The sequence below is a fragment of the Lysinibacillus sp. RC46 genome, assembly GCF_041262385.1.
Classification (GTDB): Bacteria; Bacillota; Bacilli; order Bacillales_A; family Planococcaceae; genus Lysinibacillus.
Window position 1 is genome coordinate 1 of sequence record NZ_JBGCCF010000042.1, and the last position, 17837, is coordinate 17837.

General features: G+C 38.9%; 19 protein-coding genes. 2 read left to right on the plus strand and 17 right to left on the minus strand.

Translation table 11 applies throughout. From position 1 onward, the window contains the following. Window positions 1-413 precede the first annotated feature (413 nt). The 3 genes from glyA to rpiB form a co-directional block, all read right to left on the minus strand. Window positions 414-1655: a serine hydroxymethyltransferase gene (gene glyA / locus ABH966_RS24325; protein WP_370082999.1), complete on the minus strand. Its 1242-nt coding sequence runs from the start codon at window positions 1653-1655 to the stop codon at window positions 414-416. A 60-nt stretch (window positions 1656-1715) separates the two neighbouring features. Continuing rightward, complete coding sequence (locus tag ABH966_RS24330) at window positions 1716-2258, minus strand: TIGR01440 family protein (protein WP_370083001.1); 543 nt, start codon at window positions 2256-2258, stop codon at window positions 1716-1718. A 114-nt stretch (window positions 2259-2372) separates the two neighbouring features. After that, window positions 2373-2810, minus strand: coding sequence for a ribose 5-phosphate isomerase B (rpiB, locus tag ABH966_RS24335; protein ID WP_132360346.1), 438 nt, complete (start codon window positions 2808-2810; stop codon window positions 2373-2375). A 367-nt stretch (window positions 2811-3177) separates the two neighbouring features. On the opposite strand from rpiB, the gene ABH966_RS24340 reads away from it, so the two are divergent. Then, a complete protein-coding gene (locus ABH966_RS24340; protein ID WP_370083003.1) occupies window positions 3178-3780 on the plus strand; it encodes a hypothetical protein in 603 nt (200 codons plus the stop codon). Next, the gene (locus ABH966_RS24345; RefSeq protein WP_370083005.1) at window positions 3714-4067 is read left to right on the plus strand and encodes a hypothetical protein; all 354 of its coding nucleotides are present in this window, start codon (window positions 3714-3716) and stop codon (window positions 4065-4067) included. Before ABH966_RS24340 ends, ABH966_RS24345 begins: the two co-directional genes overlap by 67 nt. 81 nt (window positions 4068-4148) lie before the next feature. Here the strand turns inward: ABH966_RS24345 and ABH966_RS24350 are convergent, their stop codons facing one another. The 14 genes from ABH966_RS24350 to fsa all read right to left on the minus strand — a co-directional run bounded on the left by ABH966_RS24350 (window position 4149) and on the right by fsa (window position 17776). Next, complete coding sequence (locus ABH966_RS24350; protein WP_370083007.1) at window positions 4149-5432, minus strand: methyl-accepting chemotaxis protein; 1284 nt, start codon at window positions 5430-5432, stop codon at window positions 4149-4151. Window positions 5433-5440: 8 nt separating this feature from the next. Continuing rightward, window positions 5441-5881 carry a low molecular weight protein arginine phosphatase gene (locus ABH966_RS24355; protein ID WP_370083009.1) on the minus strand — a complete coding sequence of 147 codons (441 nt, stop codon included), beginning with the start codon at window positions 5879-5881 and terminating at the stop codon, window positions 5441-5443. Between the two features lie 24 nt (window positions 5882-5905). Beyond that, window positions 5906-6403: a manganese efflux pump MntP gene (locus tag ABH966_RS24360; RefSeq protein ID WP_370083011.1), complete on the minus strand. Its 498-nt coding sequence runs from the start codon at window positions 6401-6403 to the stop codon at window positions 5906-5908. A gap of 396 nt (window positions 6404-6799) precedes the next feature. Continuing rightward, entirely contained in the window at window positions 6800-7834 is a 1035-nt protein-coding gene (locus tag ABH966_RS24365) for an L-threonylcarbamoyladenylate synthase (RefSeq protein WP_370083013.1), read from the minus strand. Window positions 7835-7935: 101 nt separating this feature from the next. After that, a complete protein-coding gene (locus tag ABH966_RS24370) occupies window positions 7936-8547 on the minus strand; it encodes a stage II sporulation protein R (RefSeq protein WP_370083015.1) in 612 nt (203 codons plus the stop codon). Window positions 8548-8591: 44 nt separating this feature from the next. Then, window positions 8592-9452 carry a peptide chain release factor N(5)-glutamine methyltransferase gene (prmC, locus tag ABH966_RS24375; protein WP_370083017.1) on the minus strand — a complete coding sequence of 287 codons (861 nt, stop codon included), beginning with the start codon at window positions 9450-9452 and terminating at the stop codon, window positions 8592-8594. Continuing rightward, window positions 9439-10515, minus strand: coding sequence for a peptide chain release factor 1 (gene prfA / locus ABH966_RS24380; protein ID WP_370083019.1), 1077 nt, complete (start codon window positions 10513-10515; stop codon window positions 9439-9441). The genes prmC and prfA overlap by 14 nt, the downstream gene beginning before the upstream one ends. 185 nt (window positions 10516-10700) lie before the next feature. Further along, on the minus strand, window positions 10701-11273 hold the full coding sequence (locus tag ABH966_RS24385) for a thymidine kinase (protein ID WP_249075164.1): 573 nt from the start codon (window positions 11271-11273) through the stop codon (window positions 10701-10703). A gap of 308 nt (window positions 11274-11581) precedes the next feature. After that, window positions 11582-11785, minus strand: coding sequence for a 50S ribosomal protein L31 (rpmE, locus tag ABH966_RS24390; protein ID WP_100543414.1), 204 nt, complete (start codon window positions 11783-11785; stop codon window positions 11582-11584). A 156-nt stretch (window positions 11786-11941) separates the two neighbouring features. Beyond that, a complete protein-coding gene (locus ABH966_RS24395; RefSeq protein ID WP_370083022.1) occupies window positions 11942-12730 on the minus strand; it encodes a hypothetical protein in 789 nt (262 codons plus the stop codon). Window positions 12731-13193: 463 nt separating this feature from the next. Beyond that, window positions 13194-14477: a transcription termination factor Rho gene (gene rho, locus ABH966_RS24400; RefSeq protein WP_370083024.1), complete on the minus strand. Its 1284-nt coding sequence runs from the start codon at window positions 14475-14477 to the stop codon at window positions 13194-13196. A 247-nt stretch (window positions 14478-14724) separates the two neighbouring features. Continuing rightward, the gene (gene glpX, locus ABH966_RS24405) at window positions 14725-15681 is read right to left on the minus strand and encodes a class II fructose-bisphosphatase (protein WP_370083026.1); all 957 of its coding nucleotides are present in this window, start codon (window positions 15679-15681) and stop codon (window positions 14725-14727) included. 95 nt (window positions 15682-15776) lie between these two features. After that, a complete protein-coding gene (locus tag ABH966_RS24410) occupies window positions 15777-17063 on the minus strand; it encodes a UDP-N-acetylglucosamine 1-carboxyvinyltransferase (protein ID WP_370083028.1) in 1287 nt (428 codons plus the stop codon). 62 nt (window positions 17064-17125) lie between these two features. Then, complete coding sequence (fsa, locus tag ABH966_RS24415; protein ID WP_370083030.1) at window positions 17126-17776, minus strand: fructose-6-phosphate aldolase; 651 nt, start codon at window positions 17774-17776, stop codon at window positions 17126-17128. Window positions 17777-17837 lie beyond the last annotated feature (61 nt).

Below are 17837 nucleotides of genomic sequence, written 5' to 3' on the forward strand. Positions count from 1 at the left end.
CGTAGCGGCAGCAACAATATGTTTTATCTGTGCGAAAGCGTAGCGGCAGCAACAATATGTTTTATCTGTGCGAAAGCGTAGCGGCAGCAACAATATGTTTTATCTGTGCGAAAGCGTAGCGGCAGCAACAATAAGAAGTGGGTTACGAGGAATTATTATAGGATCTTGCCCCCGATCCATTGCTCGTCCTTGACGCTAATCCTCAAGAAATCGTCCAGCTTGCACTGCAGACAATTGCAAAAAAGCTGTGGTTAAAGTGCATTTATCACTTTAACCACAGCTTTATCTAATCAATTATACCTCTGCATAATTGCGTCTGGAATCGGCTTTGTGCTTGCATAAAGAATTCCGTCCTGATTCCGTGACATCCGCCGGAGGCTTTAACCTCTTTCAGTATGCTGAAAGAAGTTAAATTATACGTATAATGGATGTTTATCAGTTAATGCTTTTACGCGAGCTTTTGCTTCAGCTTTTACTGCTTCATCTTCTGGATTTCTAAGAACCGTAGCAATAATGGCACCTACTTCTTTCATGTCCTCTTCATTGAAGCCACGAGATGTTACTGCCGGTGTACCAATACGGATACCAGAAGTTACGAATGGAGATTCTGTATCGTAAGGAATTGTATTTTTATTTGTTGTAATACCTACTTCATCAAGTGCGTGCTCTGCTACTTTTCCTGTTAGGCCAAGAGATTTCACATTAAGAAGTAACAAGTGGTTATCCGTACCACCAGATACAATTTCAACACCTTCTGCAATTAATACTTCTGCTAAAGCTTTCGCATTAGCTTTAATTTGTTTTGCATACTCTTTGAATTCTGGTTGTAATGCTTCACCGAATGCTACAGCTTTTGCAGCGATTACGTGCATTAATGGTCCACCTTGGATACCTGGGAATACAGATTTGTTAAGCTTTTGCTCCCATTCTTTCGAAGCAAGGATTAAACCACCACGTGGGCCACGTAATGTTTTATGTGTTGTAGATGTCACAAAATCAGCGTATGGCACTGGTGATTGGTGCTCACCAGCAGCTACAAGACCAGCGATATGCGCCATATCCACCATGAAATATGCTCCTACTTCATCAGCGATTTCACGGAATTTAGCAAAATCGATTTCTCGTGGGTATGCAGATGCACCTGCAACAATTAGTTTGGGCTTATGTTCTAACGCTTTTTGACGTACATCTTCATAATTGATTACTTGAGTATCTTCCGTTACGCCATATTCAACGAAGTTATATAGAATACCTGAGAAGTTTACAGGAGATCCATGTGTTAAGTGACCGCCATGAGATAGATTCATCCCAAGTACAGTATCGCCTGGTTCTAAAATCGTGTGGTATACAGCCATGTTTGCTTGTGCACCAGAGTGTGGTTGTACGTTTGCATATTCTGCACCAAAGATTTCTTTCACACGATCACGTGCGATATCTTCCACAACATCTACGTGTTCACAGCCGCCATAGTAGCGTTTACCTGGATAACCTTCAGCATATTTATTAGTTAGAACAGAACCTTGTGCTTCCATTACTGCTTCAGATACAAAGTTTTCTGATGCGATTAACTCAATATTTGCTTGTTGACGTTTTTTTTCCGCAAGAATTCCGTCTAATACTGCTTTGTCTTGTACTGCTAATTTTTCGTATGCCATGTTTGAAAAAGCCTCCTAAGTATAATCGTTCTTTGTATACCACTGATTTCAGAGGTAATTTTATTTATATACTGCACGCTCTCCGCCAATCAGCTTTGGACGTGTTGTTGCAATTGTCACAACCGCTTCTCCTACCATTCGCACAGAAGTACGAACTGGAACAGCTACTGCCTTTAAATGCATACCTATAAGTGTTTGACCAATGTCAATACCTGCATTTGCTTGCACAGCTTCCACAACAACTGGATTTGTAAATTGTGTAAACGCATAAGCAGACATCGAGCCGCCTGCTGTACGAACTGGTACAACTGTTACTGGTTCATAACCAAATTGGTCTGCTGTTGTTGCTTCCATTGTAATAGCACGATTAATATGCTCACATCCTTGGAACGCTAGATGTAGTTGATGTTTCTTTGCAAATGCCTGCAACGGCTCAAAAATTGCTTCTCCAATTTCAAGCGCGCCCGCTGTGCCAATTTTCTGACCAATCACTTCAGATGTCGAGCAGCCTACAACAAAAATAGTATTTGTTCGTAGAGTTACCTGCTCTTCAAATTCACTGAGTAACTGAGTCAAATGTGTTCGTATTTGTTGAACAACCACTATGCTCAGCCCCTTATTCTAAATTATTTATGTCATATAGCTAAAAAGCACTCCAATTTCTTTGATGACACTTTTTAGCTTAGGGACATATATTAACAAACTAAATTGCTTTTCTTACTGCTCAAGCTCAGCGATTTTTTCAATGCGGCGCGTATGACGGCCACCTTCAAAATCTGTCTCAAGCCATACTTTAGCGATTTCACGCGCAAGGCCTGGCCCAATAACACGCTCACCCATTGCTAAAATATTAGAATCGTTGTGGCAACGCGTTGCTTTCGCACTAAATAAATCATGCACTAAAGCACAGCGAATCCCCTTAATTTTATTTGCAGCAATAGACATACCAATGCCTGTACCACAAATTAAAATACCTTTATCAAATTCCCCGCTAGCAACACCTTCAGTAACTGGTTTTGCATAATCAGGATAGTCTACTGAATCCGCAGATTGTGGACCAAAATCTTCGTAGCTAATATGTAGCTCATCTAACAGCTGCATAATCTCACGACGTAAGTTATTGCCTCCGTGATCAGAAGAAATTGCTATTCTCACTGGGTTCCCTCTTTTCGAAATTATAGTCAACACTAGTGTACCACTTCTATCTCAAGAATAACATGATTTTTCTTGCGTTTTTATGCTGATTTCTCCTAAAAGACGAACATTTCTTGTAATCAATCATCAAAACATTCACTTTTAAAGTCCTTTTTCTGTGGATATTGTGAATATCATGTTGATAAATTCGGATAACAGTCTTTTGTTGCAATGTTCTATCTTCTAAAGTTTTTTTACCTTTGCAATTGCAGTGGACATGCTATATCAATATTTTTTCAGTAGTTAGCACTATAGAGGGATTCTATATAAAATGCGAGCGTGGCGTAATTGATGTGAACTTTCTTAGTTTGATGTACTATCCGTCGCTTTGAGTTTTGTTCGTCACTTCAACTCTTCTTTCCGTCGTTTTGGTCGCTTCATCCGTCGCTTCAGCTGTTCTTTCCGTCGTTTTGGTCGCTTCATCCGTCGCTTCGGCAGTTCTTTCCGCCGTTGCTGCTCTTCTTTCCGTCGCTTCAAATTCTATCCGTCACTTCGACTCTTCTTTCCGTCGTTTTGGTCGCTTCATCCGTCGCTTCGGCAGTTCTTTCCGTCGTTGCCGCTCTTCTTTCCGTCGCTTCGAGTTCTATCCGTCACTCCTGCTCTTCTTTCCGTCGTTCCGGTCGCTTCATCCGTCGCTTCTCCTGTTCTTTCCGTCGTCGCTGCTCTTCTTTCCGTCGCTTCGAATTCTATCCGTCACTTCGACTCTTCTTTCCGTCGTTTTGGTCGCTTCATCCGTCGCTTCGGCTGTTCTTTCCGTCGTTCTGATCGCTTCATCCGTCGCTTCAGCTGTTCTTTCCGTCGTTGCTGCTCTTCTTTCCATCGTCCTGGTCGCTTCATCCGTCGCTTCGGCAGTTCTTTCCGTCGTTGCCGCTCTTCTTTCCGTCGCTTCGAGTTCTATCCGTCACTCCTGCTCTTCTTTCCATCGTTCTGATCGCTTCATCCGTCGTTTCGGCAGTTCTTTCCGTCGTTGCTGCTCTTCTTTCCGTCGTTCCGGTCGCTTCATCCGTCGCTTCTCCTGTTCTTTCCGTCGTTGCTGCTCTTCTTTCCGTCGCTTCAAATTCTATCCGTCACTTCGACTCTTCTTTCCGTCGTTTTGGTCGCTTCATCCGTCGCTTCGGCAGTTCTTTCCGTCGTTGCCGCTCTTCTTTCCGTCGCTTCGAGTTCTATCCGTCACTTCGCCTCATCTATCAGCCACTATCACCTCTGGGGGCACCATAAACAACCTCATACAACATAAAAAAAAACTGTAGCAAACTCGAACCTCATTCGAGTTTATCTACAGTCTAAAACCTTCACCATTTATGCTTGTCTATCAAATTGTTGAATCATTTTATGCAGCTCTTCTGATTGTTTCTTTAAACCTTCTGCTAGTTTTCCTATTTGTTCAATTGCGTATGCTTGTTCTTCTGCTGCACTGCGAACTTCTTGTGCACCTGCTGACGTTTCTTGAGCAATGGCTGCAACCTCTTGAGATTGACGAGCAGTTGTTTCAATATTATGCATTTGCTGCTCAATAAGTGTAGAAATTTCTACAATCGCTGTCGCCATTTCATGTACACTTGAAGACATCCCTTCAACTGCTGTTGTTGTTTCTGATACACGTGCGGCTTCTTTTGTCGCAAATGTCACCTGTTGGTTCATTTGTTTTACAACAATTTCAACGTTTTGTTGCATGGATTGAATAAGGGAAGTAATGCCCTGTACCGCCTTCGCACTTTCATCCGCTAAACTACGAACTTCTTCAGCTACAACGGCAAAACCTTTGCCATGTTCACCAGCACGCGCTGCTTCGATTGAAGCGTTTAAAGCTAGTAAATTTGTTTGTGCTGCAATATCACCAACTAAGCTAATGATGCGCTCTACCTGTCCAGCATTTTCCTCTAATAGATGAATGCTTTCTAATGCCTCAGTATTGCCAGCCGCGATTTGCTGAATACTATTCACTAATGTTTCGATCGCTGTTGTTGTTGTCGTTAAATTATGTAAAATCTCTTTAGATTGCGTTGCTGATGCCTCTGCTCTACTATTAACTTCTGTCGCGAGAGCTCGTACATCTTCAATTGCTTCAGCTGTATCTTGGACTGCCGTTGCTGATGTCTCTGCACCAGAAGAAATATGCTTTACTGTAGAAGCAATATTCTCTGCTTTTTTTGTTGCAACAGCTGCTTCATCAGATAGTTGGATAATGGATTGATTGGTTTGCTGGAAGTTATTATCTATACTTTCCACCATTCCTCTTAAATTCAACACCATTTGTTGGAATGCCTCTGCAACAGAACGAATCTCATCACTTGTTTTCGGCATTTCTACATCTTGGCCAATTTTCCCTTCTGCTACACGGGAAGCTGAATTTTCGAGCTTCTGTAAAGGTTTAATTAAGATTACGCTGAAAACTGCAGCCAAAATACCTGACCACGCAATCCCTGACACATAAGTGAAAATTTCAAACAGTTTACGATTAGTCTCTGGGAAGAAGGTAGGTTGTAAATATTCGATAAATATAAAACTAATACTGTATGTGATTAGTGCAAGAATACCGACAAATAATACTAGTTTAAGTCGTAAGCCAAACTGTTTTTTCATAGAGACCCTCAATTCTCTTCAATTTTTTTTACTAATCGTTCTACCAATTCTGTTAATTCTGCAAATGTTTCTATATATATTTCTTTACTACCACCGTAAGGATCTACAACATTTCCTACGCTACCTTCGCTTGTATACTCTTTTAAAGTAAAGACTTTTTGTTGTGCATTTGGATAATTAGCGATTATTGTGTCTTTGTGAGCTGTTGTCATTGTTAAAATTAAATCAGCCCACTCCATTTCAGTTATTGATAATTGTGTTGCTAAATGCTGATGCGTCATATTTGCTTCATATAATACTTGTTGTGCATGTGCAGACATCCCCGCATTTGGCATGGCATAAATGCCCGCTGAACGGACCTCAACATTGTCAGTTTGTTTATGTTTTAAAATAACCTCTGCCATGGGACTGCGACAAGTATTTCCGGTGCAAACAAATAGTATTTTCATACTTATCACCCTCCATTATTTTCTCTATTGCCGGATAGCTAGTACACTCATAATGATAAAAAAAATCCCTGTAATGATTTGAAATTTATTGCCAAGTAAGACCTGACTTCTTCGTGCAATGACTAATGACCCATAAGAGCAAATAAGCGCACTTACACCTGCACTTATAATAAATACTGTTTTCTCTAAGTGTAGCATACCAAAAGAAACACTTACTGAAAAGGTATCTAGGCTTGCAGTCACAGCTAAAAGTATTGGTGAAATAGTAACCTTTTCATCTTTTCGCGAAAATAATAGTAAATGTAAGCCCATGCAAAATAATAAAATACTTGAAATCCATTGTCCCCACTCTAAGAAGAAATGCACTAAAAAGTGTCCTAATTCGAAACCTAGTAACGGGAAAAGCATATGCAAAGCAGCTGTCCAAACTGATAAAAAAAATCGATATCTAACATTTGGTATTAATACATATAAACCAATCACATCTACAGACGTTAATATACCTGCAAGAATCCCCTGCAAGAAAGCACTCCTTCGCTCTCTAATATTTTATCATCTTATGCTCGGAAATACAGTATTATCATAATACATTTTCCTTACATCTAAGTGTTAAAAGTCACTCCAACAATGAACAATCACCTTCATTTATAGTAAAAACTTGCTAGGCTTTTTAAAGCTATAGATCAAGGTCTATGCAGATTTTTATCCCGCATTAACGGGCAGTAATTGACCTGTACCGAAAGCTAAGCGCCAAGTACAAGACTCCCACCTCACACTGCAGAGAAATTTACTGCCCGTAAAAGCCCGATTGGTGAAGACTAATAATCAGTGGGGTTGATGTTAACGTTTCCTTTATCTTGAATACAAAAATAGCATGCCAGAAGTTACTTCTAGCATACTATTTTTATAGGTATTTTATTAACGAGTATACCATTTTCCTCCGGCTGCTTTCTCAAGACGATTCATAATTGCAGCTCCTACACCTTCAGTCGATGTAGTAGTCGCAAGGATAATTGTAGCTGTTGTTTTATCGCAAGCTCTTAGAGCATGATACAATGTTGCACCCATTTCTTCTTTACTACCGGCCTCTCCTACTGAGAAATAAAAATCAGCCTTGCTATCAGCAAAGCTAGCTGGTGCAAGTAACGCTACTCTATGCCCTTGTTTTTGTAATTGATGTACAGCCTCATGGACTTTCTCCAAATCACAATCGATTAATAGCACAGGGGCGTTAGGAGCATAGTGTGTATATTTCATACCAGGGGCTTTTGGAGTAGCCTCTAATTTCTGCTCTATTTTTGAAGGTTGCAGTACTTGACCAATCTTAGCCTCTAACATTTCCTTCGTAATTCCGCCTGGACGCAAAATTACTGGAGGTTCGTGTGTAACATCTAACACTGTGGATTCAAGTCCAATCCCAGTAGAGCCTCCATCTAAAATATAAGGTATGTACCCTCCCAAATCATCTTGAACATGTATTGCTTCTGTAGGACTTGGCTTTCCACTACGATTAGCACTCGGCGCAGCAAGTGGCTTTTTTAATTGTTGAAGTAAGGCAAGCGCAACTGGATGATCCGGCATACGAATGCCGACAGTCGATAGACCAGCTGTCACACTATCCGCCAGCACATTTGGCTTAACGGGCATTACAAGTGTTAGTGGACCCGGCCAAAATAAATCCATGCATTTTTTGGCTACTTCAGAAATATGCTCTATATAAAGTTCAGCTTCCTCTTGCGTGCCAATGTGGACAATTAGCGGATTGTCAGAAGGACGACCTTTTGCTTCAAATATCTTTTTGACTGCCGTGTCATTTGTTGCAACAGCTCCTAGGCCATAAACCGTTTCTGTTGGAAATGCCACGACCTCACCTGCATTTAAGATATCCACAGCTTGTGTATAATTTGTCCGACTATTCACATTACTGTCCACAATCTTGCAAACGGTTTCCATAATTAAAACCTTCCTTCAATTATTCGTTTTTACTGAATTATCCACATAATGTTTATAACTTATGAAAAATTGTGCATAAGTTGTCTGAATTCGTGAACAATTCATTCAAAAAGACCTTTAATCCATTCCCATATAAAAAATGTAACGTGTTCCTTCTCTTCTTTCACTTCTTCTTTTACTTTTTCTTTCGCTTCTACTTTATCAGGCTCACAAATTGATGGGAATACGCTACACCACCAGTTATCACCACGTGCATCACCGATTTTCACGACAATCGAATGATACAAATTTTGTGGATAAAGTACAGCGTCCTTTCTCTTTGGTGGAAATAAGTTATCCCCAAGTACAACTTGTGTATCCAGCTGTGGATAATTTTCTTTTATTTCCGCTTCAATTTCTTGTTTTAATAAAAGCATTTGCTCATTATCCACAGTTTTAGCTCCAGCACTAGCTACTACTTGTGTAAAATAGGGCTTTAAATTTTTGACAAGCTGTTCTTTTTCAAGCTGATCCTGATTCGTATTGCTATTGGCAATAACGCGTATACGAAAATCATTTTCTTGCTCATGATTGATAGACGCTTTCGCAAAACCTACTAATGTTGGAATATATAAAACACATAATTGTAAAGCAATCGCAATAAATACTAATCTTGCAAAAGCTAGAATGATATTTCGTTTAGATAATCTAATAATCTTGTATTCGTTTAACATAAAAATCCCTCCTTGCTCAACATTGTTGGCAAGAAGTAGATACTTTATACATGAATTTCACAAAAAATCATTCGAGGCTTACCATTTATATCTTTTTCTATCGAAACTGTAGCCTGCGGAAAACTATTTTTAAAGAATTGAGCCACCTGCTCTCCTTGTGTATAACCGATTTCAAGACCAATGAGCGCGGGTTTATTCATAAGGGACGGAAGCTGCTCAGCCAACTTTCTATATAAAATAAGTCCGTCTTCTTCTGCAAAAAGAGCACTATGCGGTTCATGCTCTAGCACGGTACTCGACATCTCTTTCGCCTCATCAAAAGCAATATACGGTGGATTCGATAACACGATATCAAATTTCTCACCTGCCAGAGGTTTCGTTAAATCCCCTAGTCGAAAATCAATATCCGCTGCTAATCTTTGTGCATTTCTTTGTGCTGTAGTTAAAGCAGCTTCGGATAAATCAGTAGCTACGACTGTTAGCTCTGGACATTCTAGCTTCATAGAAATAGCAATTGCACCACTACCAGTTCCGATGTCCGCAAACTTCACTGCTTGATCATTAAATATTTTGTTCATACGATTAATTGTTCCAAGCACTAATTCTTCGGTCTCGGGCCTTGGAATAAGTACTGACTCATCGACAATAAATGAACGGCCATAAAATTCTTCACTACCGAGGCAATACTGTACAGGTCGTCCACTTACATGCTCTTCGATGAGTTCTTTAAATTTTTCTTTTTGTTCAGCCGTTAATTTATCTTGAAGGTGTAACATTACTTCTGAATAGCTAGTGCCAAGTATATGCTGCATGACAATACGTGCTGCCGTTTCCTCACGATCATTATCCACTAAAAAAGAAGAAGCCCATTGAAGGGCCTCCATTACACTATTATAGGTCATCATTTAATCGCTCTAGCTTTGATGCTTGCTCCTCTAAAATGAGCGCATCAATAATTTCGCCTAGTCTACCTTCGACGATTTGATCTAGTTTTTGAATCGTTAAACCAATACGGTGGTCTGTTACACGGTTTTGTGGATAATTGTATGTGCGAATACGCTCAGAGCGATCGCCTGAACCTACAGCTGATTTACGTGTGGCATCGATTTCCTTTTGTGCTTCTTGCAAATACATATCAGCAACACGAGCACGTAGAATTTTCATTGCCTTTTCACGGTTTTTAATTTGTGATCGTTCATCCTGCATCGAAACAACAACACCTGTCGGTAAGTGAGTCATACGGACAGCTGACATCGTAGTATTTACCGACTGACCACCGGCACCAGAAGATGCAAAAGTATCAACTCGGATATCTTTTTCATGGATTTCAACATCTACTTCTTCAACCTCAGGTAAGCAAGCTACTGTCGCTGTCGATGTATGAATACGGCCTTGAGATTCTGTTGCAGGTACACGTTGTACACGGTGCGCACCATTTTCAAATTTGAATTTTGAATATGCACCTTGACCGTTAATCATAACAATAACTTCTTTATACCCGCCCATTGCGTTTGGCGTCGCTTCCATTATGTCAATTTTCCAGCCTTGTGTCTCTGCGTAACGAGAGTACATACGGAACAAATCACCAGCGAAAATATTCGCCTCGTCTCCACCAGCTGCTCCACGAATCTCCATAATAACGTTTTTATTATCATTAGGGTCTTTCGGAATTAATAGAATGCGTAAACGTTCTTCTAACTCTTCTTGCTGTTCTTTTAGTAGATTGAATTCTTCTTTCACCATCTCGTGCATATCAGGATCTTTTTCACTATCTAGCATTTCACGTGTTTCAGCTAATTGCTCTTTTACATTTTTATATTCACGATAAGCATCTACAGTTTCCTGGATATCTGATTGTTCTTTAGAATATTCACGTAGTTTTTTACTATCATTCACAATATCTGGATCACTCAAAAGCTCTGTTAGCCTTTCGTAACGATCCTCCACTGCTTGTAATCGATCGAACATGGATTTCACCTCTATTAAGTTTTTATGAAGTTTGCTCTTTAGTAATTGCAGAGAAACTTTAAATTAGAATTACGCTAAGCGCGTAAGAATATTTTTTGAACATTTTTCATTTCCACTACTTAGTATAAGGAAATTTCCGCATGTATGCTACTTTTTCTTAGTTCTATCAACTGAATCTTTGTGCATTATAGCGGCGGATGCGTGTGACATTTTCGACAAACCGGATAGTAGGAATCATTTCCTCCAATTTGAATTTGATCACCTGTATAAACAGGCTTTCCACTTTCATCAACACGTAAATTCATTGTCGCTTTTTTATGACAGAACCAGCAAATCGTCTTCATTTCCTCAATTTTATCTGCATATGTAAGCATGTACTGACTGCCTTCAAATAACTCATTTTGGAAATCGTTTTTTAGACCGAAGCCCATGACTGGAATATCTAACTCATCTACGATATAGGCTAACTGCAAAACATGCTCTTTTTTTAGAAATTGTACTTCATCAACAAGTACGCAATATGGTTTTACAGCATTGTTTTTTACTAGCTCAAAAATATTTGTATCATCATTAACAGGAATGGCTTGTTGACGTAAGCCTACTCGACTTGAGATAAAGCCTACTTCATCTCGCGTATCTATGCCTGGTGTAAACATCATTACAGGTTTTTGTTGTTCTTCATAGTTATGCGCAACTTTTAGAATTTCTATAGATTTACCACTATTCATTGCACCGTGTTTAAAATATAGCTGTGCCATTTTGTCTTCTCCCTTTCTTCATGTCGATCTGGATACTGAAAAGACTCGCATCAGGGTTTCTTAACTTCTTTCATCAGAAGTCTCCCACCTCTATAGATGTTGAGATGAATACGGATTTAATCTACTTTTCAACGGGTGTCCAAATGCCCCCTGAAAGAAGTTAAAGCCTCCGGCGGATGTCACGGAATCGGAAAGGAGTTCTTTGTGCAAGCACAAAGCCGATATCGGACGCAATTATGCCGAGGCATAATTGATTATACTGAAAAAAATACCTGCCAAGCACATGCTTGGCAGGTATTAAACTAACATTAGTTTTTAAGACCGTATTTTTTGTTGAAACGATCCACGCGACCATCAGCAGACGCGAATTTTTGACGGCCAGTATAGAATGGGTGACATTCGTTGCAGAACTCGACAACGATGTTTTCTTTTACTGAACCAGTTTTGAAAGAATTACCGCAAGAGCAAGTTACTGTTGCTTCTTTGTAATCTGGATGAATTCCTTGTTTCATATTCGTTTTCTCCTCTCGCCCTGAACCATCTGGAACAGAGTATTATCGAACTGTACCTTACATAGCCCGAATATGTCGGCTACATATGTACACGTTGCATACTTTGCTATATTAGCATATAAAATATACATTTGACAATAGTTAATGATTAGTTATTTATAACAAATAATTTAAATATCGCCCTATTGCAGAGTCAATAATAAAAGAGAAAATAATTTTAGATAAAATACCTGCTACTACTAAATAGAAAATAAAACCATAAAAACTATCAATAGTTTTAGATTTATTACTTAACAACTTAATAATGACAAAAATAGGGATGATTCCAATAACTAATGCAACCCCACCGTATATCATCATTATTGAATACTTAAATGATTTAAATAACCCAAATAAAATACTTAAAACCGCAAAGGCTATAGGTAGTGTATAATAGTTTCCTATTTTACTAATAACATTTGTAAAACTTTGACTTTCTGAAAATAGCTTTGAGGTTAAGAATATACCTAAGACACTTATTGCTATTAGTAAAGATATTAATAATGACATATAAAAGAATACTTGAATAAAAGATGGACTAAAGCTTTCGAAGAAACCAAATCCTCCAGAAAAGAAATTTTTCGTTAATAAGTATACTGATATTGCTGTTAATACAACATAGATAATCATACTAGCAAGACTATTTTTCCAAGTAGCTTCTACATTAAAATTTGCGGATGGCATTTTTAATTGTTCTAAAAAATAATTAAAGTATAACTTAGAATTCTTTTTAATTAATTCCATTTGCTCATTATTTTGCGTAGTTCCCTGAACAGTCTGATCATCATCACTCATGCTATCCATTGTTGCTGCTTGTTCACGTGCAGCATTTTCAAATGGAGTCCCACATTTCCCACAGAATTTTCCTTCTTCCTGTGAATGACCACATGTTATACAGTCTTTCATAAACACACCTCATTATAATTTTGTCTTTTTCGTATCTAAATCAACAATCATACGAAAAGACCTATTTCTTTTACGTTCATAATTAGTAGAACTGTAGTAGCTGGGGATTTATCGAGGGGCTATTTCTTGATGATGCTGAGGATTTATTTCGGTTCATTTTCCTCAGATTTTTTTGTAGAGTAATTACCACAGTTTATACAAAATAATACTTCTCCACTTTTTACTCCCTTCATTTTTTCATAAAATCCCATTACTGAGCATAATCCCCTGTATATTGTAACAAAATTATACAATACAAATTTATGAAATAATAGATTAAATTATTATGATTATAATCAGCTCAGCACTTTAATGTGTGGTCATTTCTGTTCCGACTGGGAATAGATTTCTTATAATTTCAAACTAACAAATAGAACATCAAAAAAATCACCATCGACTATTGCTAGTCAACGGTGATTCATGTTTATAGTAAGCCCTTACCTTTAGTAGCTTTTTTCATATCTTCATTTAACTTTTCAAAGAATTCTTCATTTGAATTTGTCGTACGTAATTTTTTCATGAAGCGCTCCGCGAAATCAGGTGCGTCCGAGAATGTTTTACGAATTGCCCATAGCTTTTCAAGTTGCTCAGGCTCAAGCAGAAGCTCTTCCTTACGTGTACCTGAACGGCGGATATCAAGCGCAGGGAAAATACGACGCTCTGCTAATTGGCGATCAAGGTGAAGCTCTAAATTACCTGTTCCTTTAAATTCTTCATAAATGACCTCATCCATGCGAGATCCTGTATCCACTAAAGCTGTTGCTAAAATTGTTAAGCTACCGCCTTCTTCAATATTACGTGCAGAACCGAAGAATCGTTTTGGTCTATGGAAGGCAGCAGGATCAATACCGCCTGAAAGCGTACGACCGCTCGGAGGAATAACTAAGTTATACGCTCGAGCTAAACGTGTAATAGAGTCCATTAAAATAATAACATCACGCTTATGCTCAACTAAGCGTCGTGCACGTTCTAATACAATTTCTGCAACTTTCACATGATTTTCTGGAACCTCATCGAAAGTCGAGCTCACTACATCTGCATTCACAGAACGTTCGATATCAGTTACTTCCTCAGGGCGTTCGTCAATAAGTAAGACAATTAACTCTGCATCCGGATAATTTGTTGTAATAGCATTCGCGATTTCTTTTAATAATGAAGTTTTCCCTGCCTTTGGTGGTGCAACGATCAATCCACGTTGCCCAAAGCCTACAGGTGCCACTAAATCCATAATACGAGTCGATAAATTACGTTGTGTTGTTTCAAGCTTAATTTGGCGATCAGGATATAAAGGCGTTAATGCAGGAAAATGCACACGTTCCTTTGCTACTTCTGGGTCTTCGCCGTTAACAGCATCCACCTGTAGTAGTCCATAATAGCGTTCGTTTTCTTTAGGTGGACGTACTTTACCAGATACCTTGTCCCCATTTCGTAAGTCAAAGCGACGAATTTGAGACGCAGAAATATAAATATCTTCTTTACTTGGAGAATAGTTAATTGGTCGAAGGAAGCCAAAGCCCTCTTGCGAAACAATTTCTAGTACACCTTCCATAAAGAAATAGCCCTCTTGCTCCGAACGTGTTTTCAAAATAGCAAATATTAATTCTTTTTTCGTTAGCTTGCTATAATATGAAATTTTGTATTGGCGTGCAAGGGCGTAAAGCTCTTTTAACGTCATGTTTTCTAATTGAGCGATTGTCAATGCAGACATATGCACAACTCCAGTCTTTTTCAAAATATAATTGCTGTTTTTGGGGTTAACAAAGAAGTTTTTTTTACGATAGGCTCTGTAGTCTATTCGTACCTGTCAGCTTGAATCAGAGCGATAGGTACTTGAATTAACTATGCAAAACAATGAAGCATAATATAGCCTTATAAAACTATGGGATGGTTGAAAATTTAGAAGAAGGTACCTAGCGCAAAAAGATGCACTAGGTATATTTTAGAAGAAATTTTTATTAATAGCTAGGTTTTTTATCAAGAGCGTGACGACCTTCTACAAAACGCACAGTTCCAGATTTAGCTCGCATAACAACTGAATGTGTTAATGCATAGGCTCCTTTATACTGCACACCTTTTAAAAGCTCACAATCTGTTACAGCAGTCGCTGCAAAAATAGCATCGTCACCTTTAACTAGGTCATCTAAATAAAGAACTTTCTCTACATCTACACCCATTTTTTTGCAACGTTCTAACTGTTCCTCATCTTCTGGGACTAGCTTCGCTTGGAAGTCTCCACCTAGACATTTTAATGCAACAGCTGAAATTACACCCTCTGGTGCACCACCTGTACCAAACATAATATCAATGCCAGTTTCATCAAAAGCAGTATTGATAGCTGCTCCAACGTCGCCGTCTTGAATAAATTTAATACGTGCCCCAGCTTCTCGGATTTCATCAACAATTGCTTGGTGACGTGGTCGATCTAAAAGTGTAGCTACTACGTCTGAAATATCTTTATTTTTAGCTTTTGCTACCTGTAATAAATTATACGTAACAGAAGCGTTAATATCTACCTTACCTGCTGCCTCTGGTCCTACTGCAATTTTTTCCATGTACATATCAGGTGCGTTTAACAGATTACCTTTATCTGCAATAGCAAGAACTGTCATTGCACCATTTGTACCCTTCGCTACAATATTTGTACCTTCTAATGGGTCAACTGCGATATCTACTTGAGGACCTCCATTACGTAGGCCAAGCTCTTCACCAATATAAAGCATTGGTGCTTCATCCATTTCGCCTTCACCAATCACCACTGTAGCATGCATTGGAATTGTATCGAACATTACACGCATCGCTGTCGTCGCTGCATCATCTGCCTCAATTTTCAAACCGCGACCCATCCATTTCCCGGATGCGATTGCTGCTGCCTCTGTTACTCGTACTACTTCCATCGATAAACTACGTTCCATTGTTTTATTTGCCTCCCGTTATCGGCATTTTTAATCGCCGAAACATTCAAATTACCTCTATTGTAACATAGTTAGTTCAAAACTTTTAGCTCTCATTATTCCTTTGCCTCTGCTACGCGGGCCATTATTGTTTCACGTCGAATATCAGCGCCTAAATCACGTAATTTCTCAATAAGTGAGCTATAACCACGCTCAATATGATAGATATCATGAATTTCCGTTTCACCTTCAGCTAACAGGCCTGCTAATACTAATGCGGCACCAGCACGAAGATCGGTAGCAGTTACAGTTGAACCATGTAATTTACTAGGCCCTGTAATAATAGCTGTATTGCCTTCAACGCGTGCATTGGAATTCAAACGACGAAGTTCATCAATATGCTTAAATCGAGCTGTATAGATTGTATCTGTTATCTTTGAGGAACCAAATGCTTGAGACATTAAAACAGAAAGTGGTTGCTGAATATCAGTTGGGAATCCAGGATACACTAATGTTTTCACATCAACGGCTTGCAATGTGGAGAGATCCGTTTTTGGCACAAAAATACTTTCTTCACCGATTTCAATTTTCACACCCATTTCACGAAGCTTTGCAATAATCGCCTCTAAATGCAATGGAATAACATTATCAATTGTAATGCCTTCACCTAAAGCGGCAGCCATAATCATAAATGTAGCAGCTTCAATACGATCTGGAATAATCGTATGCTCCGTACCATGAAGTTCCTCTACGCCTTCAATACGGATAACACTTGTACCTGCACCTTTAATATTAGCTCCCATGTTAGTGAGAAGAGTAGCTACATCAATAATTTCCGGTTCTTTTGCTGCATTTTCAATAACCGTACGTCCCTTCGCAAGGACTGCAGCTAACATAATATTAATTGTTGCACCAACACTGGCAACGTCTAAATATATTTTTGCGCCAATTAATTCATCAGCACGTAAATAAATTGCTCCATGCTCATTAGTGATTTTCGCACCTAATGCCTCAAAGCCTTTTATATGTTGGTCAATAGGACGCGGCCCTAAGAAACAGCCTCCTGGTAAACCAATCACAGCTTTTTTAAAGCGGCCTAGCATTGCTCCCATTAAGTAATAGGAGGCACGAAGCTTTTTCACGTTGCCGTTTGGTAATGGCAATGCAATCATTTCTGTCGGATCTATGGTCATTATGCCATCCTCAAATGACACTTCTCCACCGATTTCCTCTAATAATGCCTTTAACGTCCATGCATCAGAAATTTCTGGTATCCCTCCAATTGTCACTGGAGAGTTCGCCAAAATTGATGCTGGAATTAAGGCGACTGCACTATTTTTTGCACCACTAACTTTTATTGTACCCTTTAGACGATTTTCGCCTGTAATTTTATAAACATCCATTTCGCGTTCTCCCTCATGATTGGAAAGTAATTTTTCTGCAATTGGCTCACTATATAATCTTATTATTTGCCTTTTCTCTTATTCCAATCCGTTAAAAATCCTTCAATTCCTTTTTCCGTTAATGGATGATGGAAAAGTTGCTTTAATACTTTAAAAGGAGTAGTTGCAATATGTGCACCAGCAAGTGCTGCCGCTGTTACGTGCTGTGGATGACGAATAGATGCAGCGATAATTTGCGTATCGATATTATGGATTGTGAAAATATCTGCAATCGTTTCAATTAGTTCTACACCGTTTTGCCCCATATCATCTAGACGACCGATAAATGGTGATACATATGTAGCACCTGCACGAGCAGCCATTAATGCTTGGTTGGCACTAAAGATTAATGTTACGTTCGTTTTAATACCTTTGTCTGCAAAGAAGCGACATGCCTCTAAGCCAGCTGGAGTCATTGGCAGTTTAACTGTAATATTTGGAGCAATTTCAGCCAATTCTAAGCCTTCTTTAATCATACCTTCCGCATCTAGAGCAATTACTTCCCCACTCACTGAGCCATCTACAAGCTCTGTGATTTCACGAAGTCGATCATGGAAAGAAACGTTCTCTTCTTTAGCAACTAACGATGGGTTTGTCGTAACACCTGATAAAATACCCCATGCGTGTGCTTCTTTAATCTCTTCAAAGTTTGCTGTATCAATGAAAAATTTCATTATATTCCCTCCTGATCACTGTCTGGTTCATTACCATAACTGGGTTGATTTTCGTTCCGAT

What these genes read in the sequence shown, in the direction of transcription:
- glyA (WP_370082999.1), bottom strand. Translation starts at nt 1,655, where the DNA reads ATGGCATACGAAAAATTAGCAGTACAAGACAAAGCAGTATTAGACGGA.
- ABH966_RS24350 (WP_370083007.1), bottom strand. Translation starts at nt 5,432, where the DNA reads ATGAAAAAACAGTTTGGCTTACGACTTAAACTAGTATTATTTGTCGGT.
- ABH966_RS24355 (WP_370083009.1), bottom strand. Translation starts at nt 5,881, where the DNA reads ATGAAAATACTATTTGTTTGCACCGGAAATACTTGTCGCAGTCCCATG.
- ABH966_RS24365 (WP_370083013.1), bottom strand. Translation starts at nt 7,834, where the DNA reads ATGGAAACCGTTTGCAAGATTGTGGACAGTAATGTGAATAGTCGGACA.
- ABH966_RS24370 (WP_370083015.1), bottom strand. Translation starts at nt 8,547, where the DNA reads ATGTTAAACGAATACAAGATTATTAGATTATCTAAACGAAATATCATT.
- prmC (WP_370083017.1), bottom strand. Translation starts at nt 9,452, where the DNA reads ATGATGACCTATAATAGTGTAATGGAGGCCCTTCAATGGGCTTCTTCT.
- prfA (WP_370083019.1), bottom strand. Translation starts at nt 10,515, where the DNA reads ATGTTCGATCGATTACAAGCAGTGGAGGATCGTTACGAAAGGCTAACA.
- ABH966_RS24385 (WP_249075164.1), bottom strand. Translation starts at nt 11,273, where the DNA reads ATGGCACAGCTATATTTTAAACACGGTGCAATGAATAGTGGTAAATCT.
- rpmE (WP_100543414.1), bottom strand. Translation starts at nt 11,785, where the DNA reads ATGAAACAAGGAATTCATCCAGATTACAAAGAAGCAACAGTAACTTGC.
- ABH966_RS24395 (WP_370083022.1), bottom strand. Translation starts at nt 12,730, where the DNA reads ATGAAAGACTGTATAACATGTGGTCATTCACAGGAAGAAGGAAAATTC.
- rho (WP_370083024.1), bottom strand. Translation starts at nt 14,477, where the DNA reads ATGTCTGCATTGACAATCGCTCAATTAGAAAACATGACGTTAAAAGAG.
- glpX (WP_370083026.1), bottom strand. Translation starts at nt 15,681, where the DNA reads ATGGAACGTAGTTTATCGATGGAAGTAGTACGAGTAACAGAGGCAGCA.
- ABH966_RS24410 (WP_370083028.1), bottom strand. Translation starts at nt 17,063, where the DNA reads ATGGATGTTTATAAAATTACAGGCGAAAATCGTCTAAAGGGTACAATA.
- fsa (WP_370083030.1), bottom strand. Translation starts at nt 17,776, where the DNA reads ATGAAATTTTTCATTGATACAGCAAACTTTGAAGAGATTAAAGAAGCA.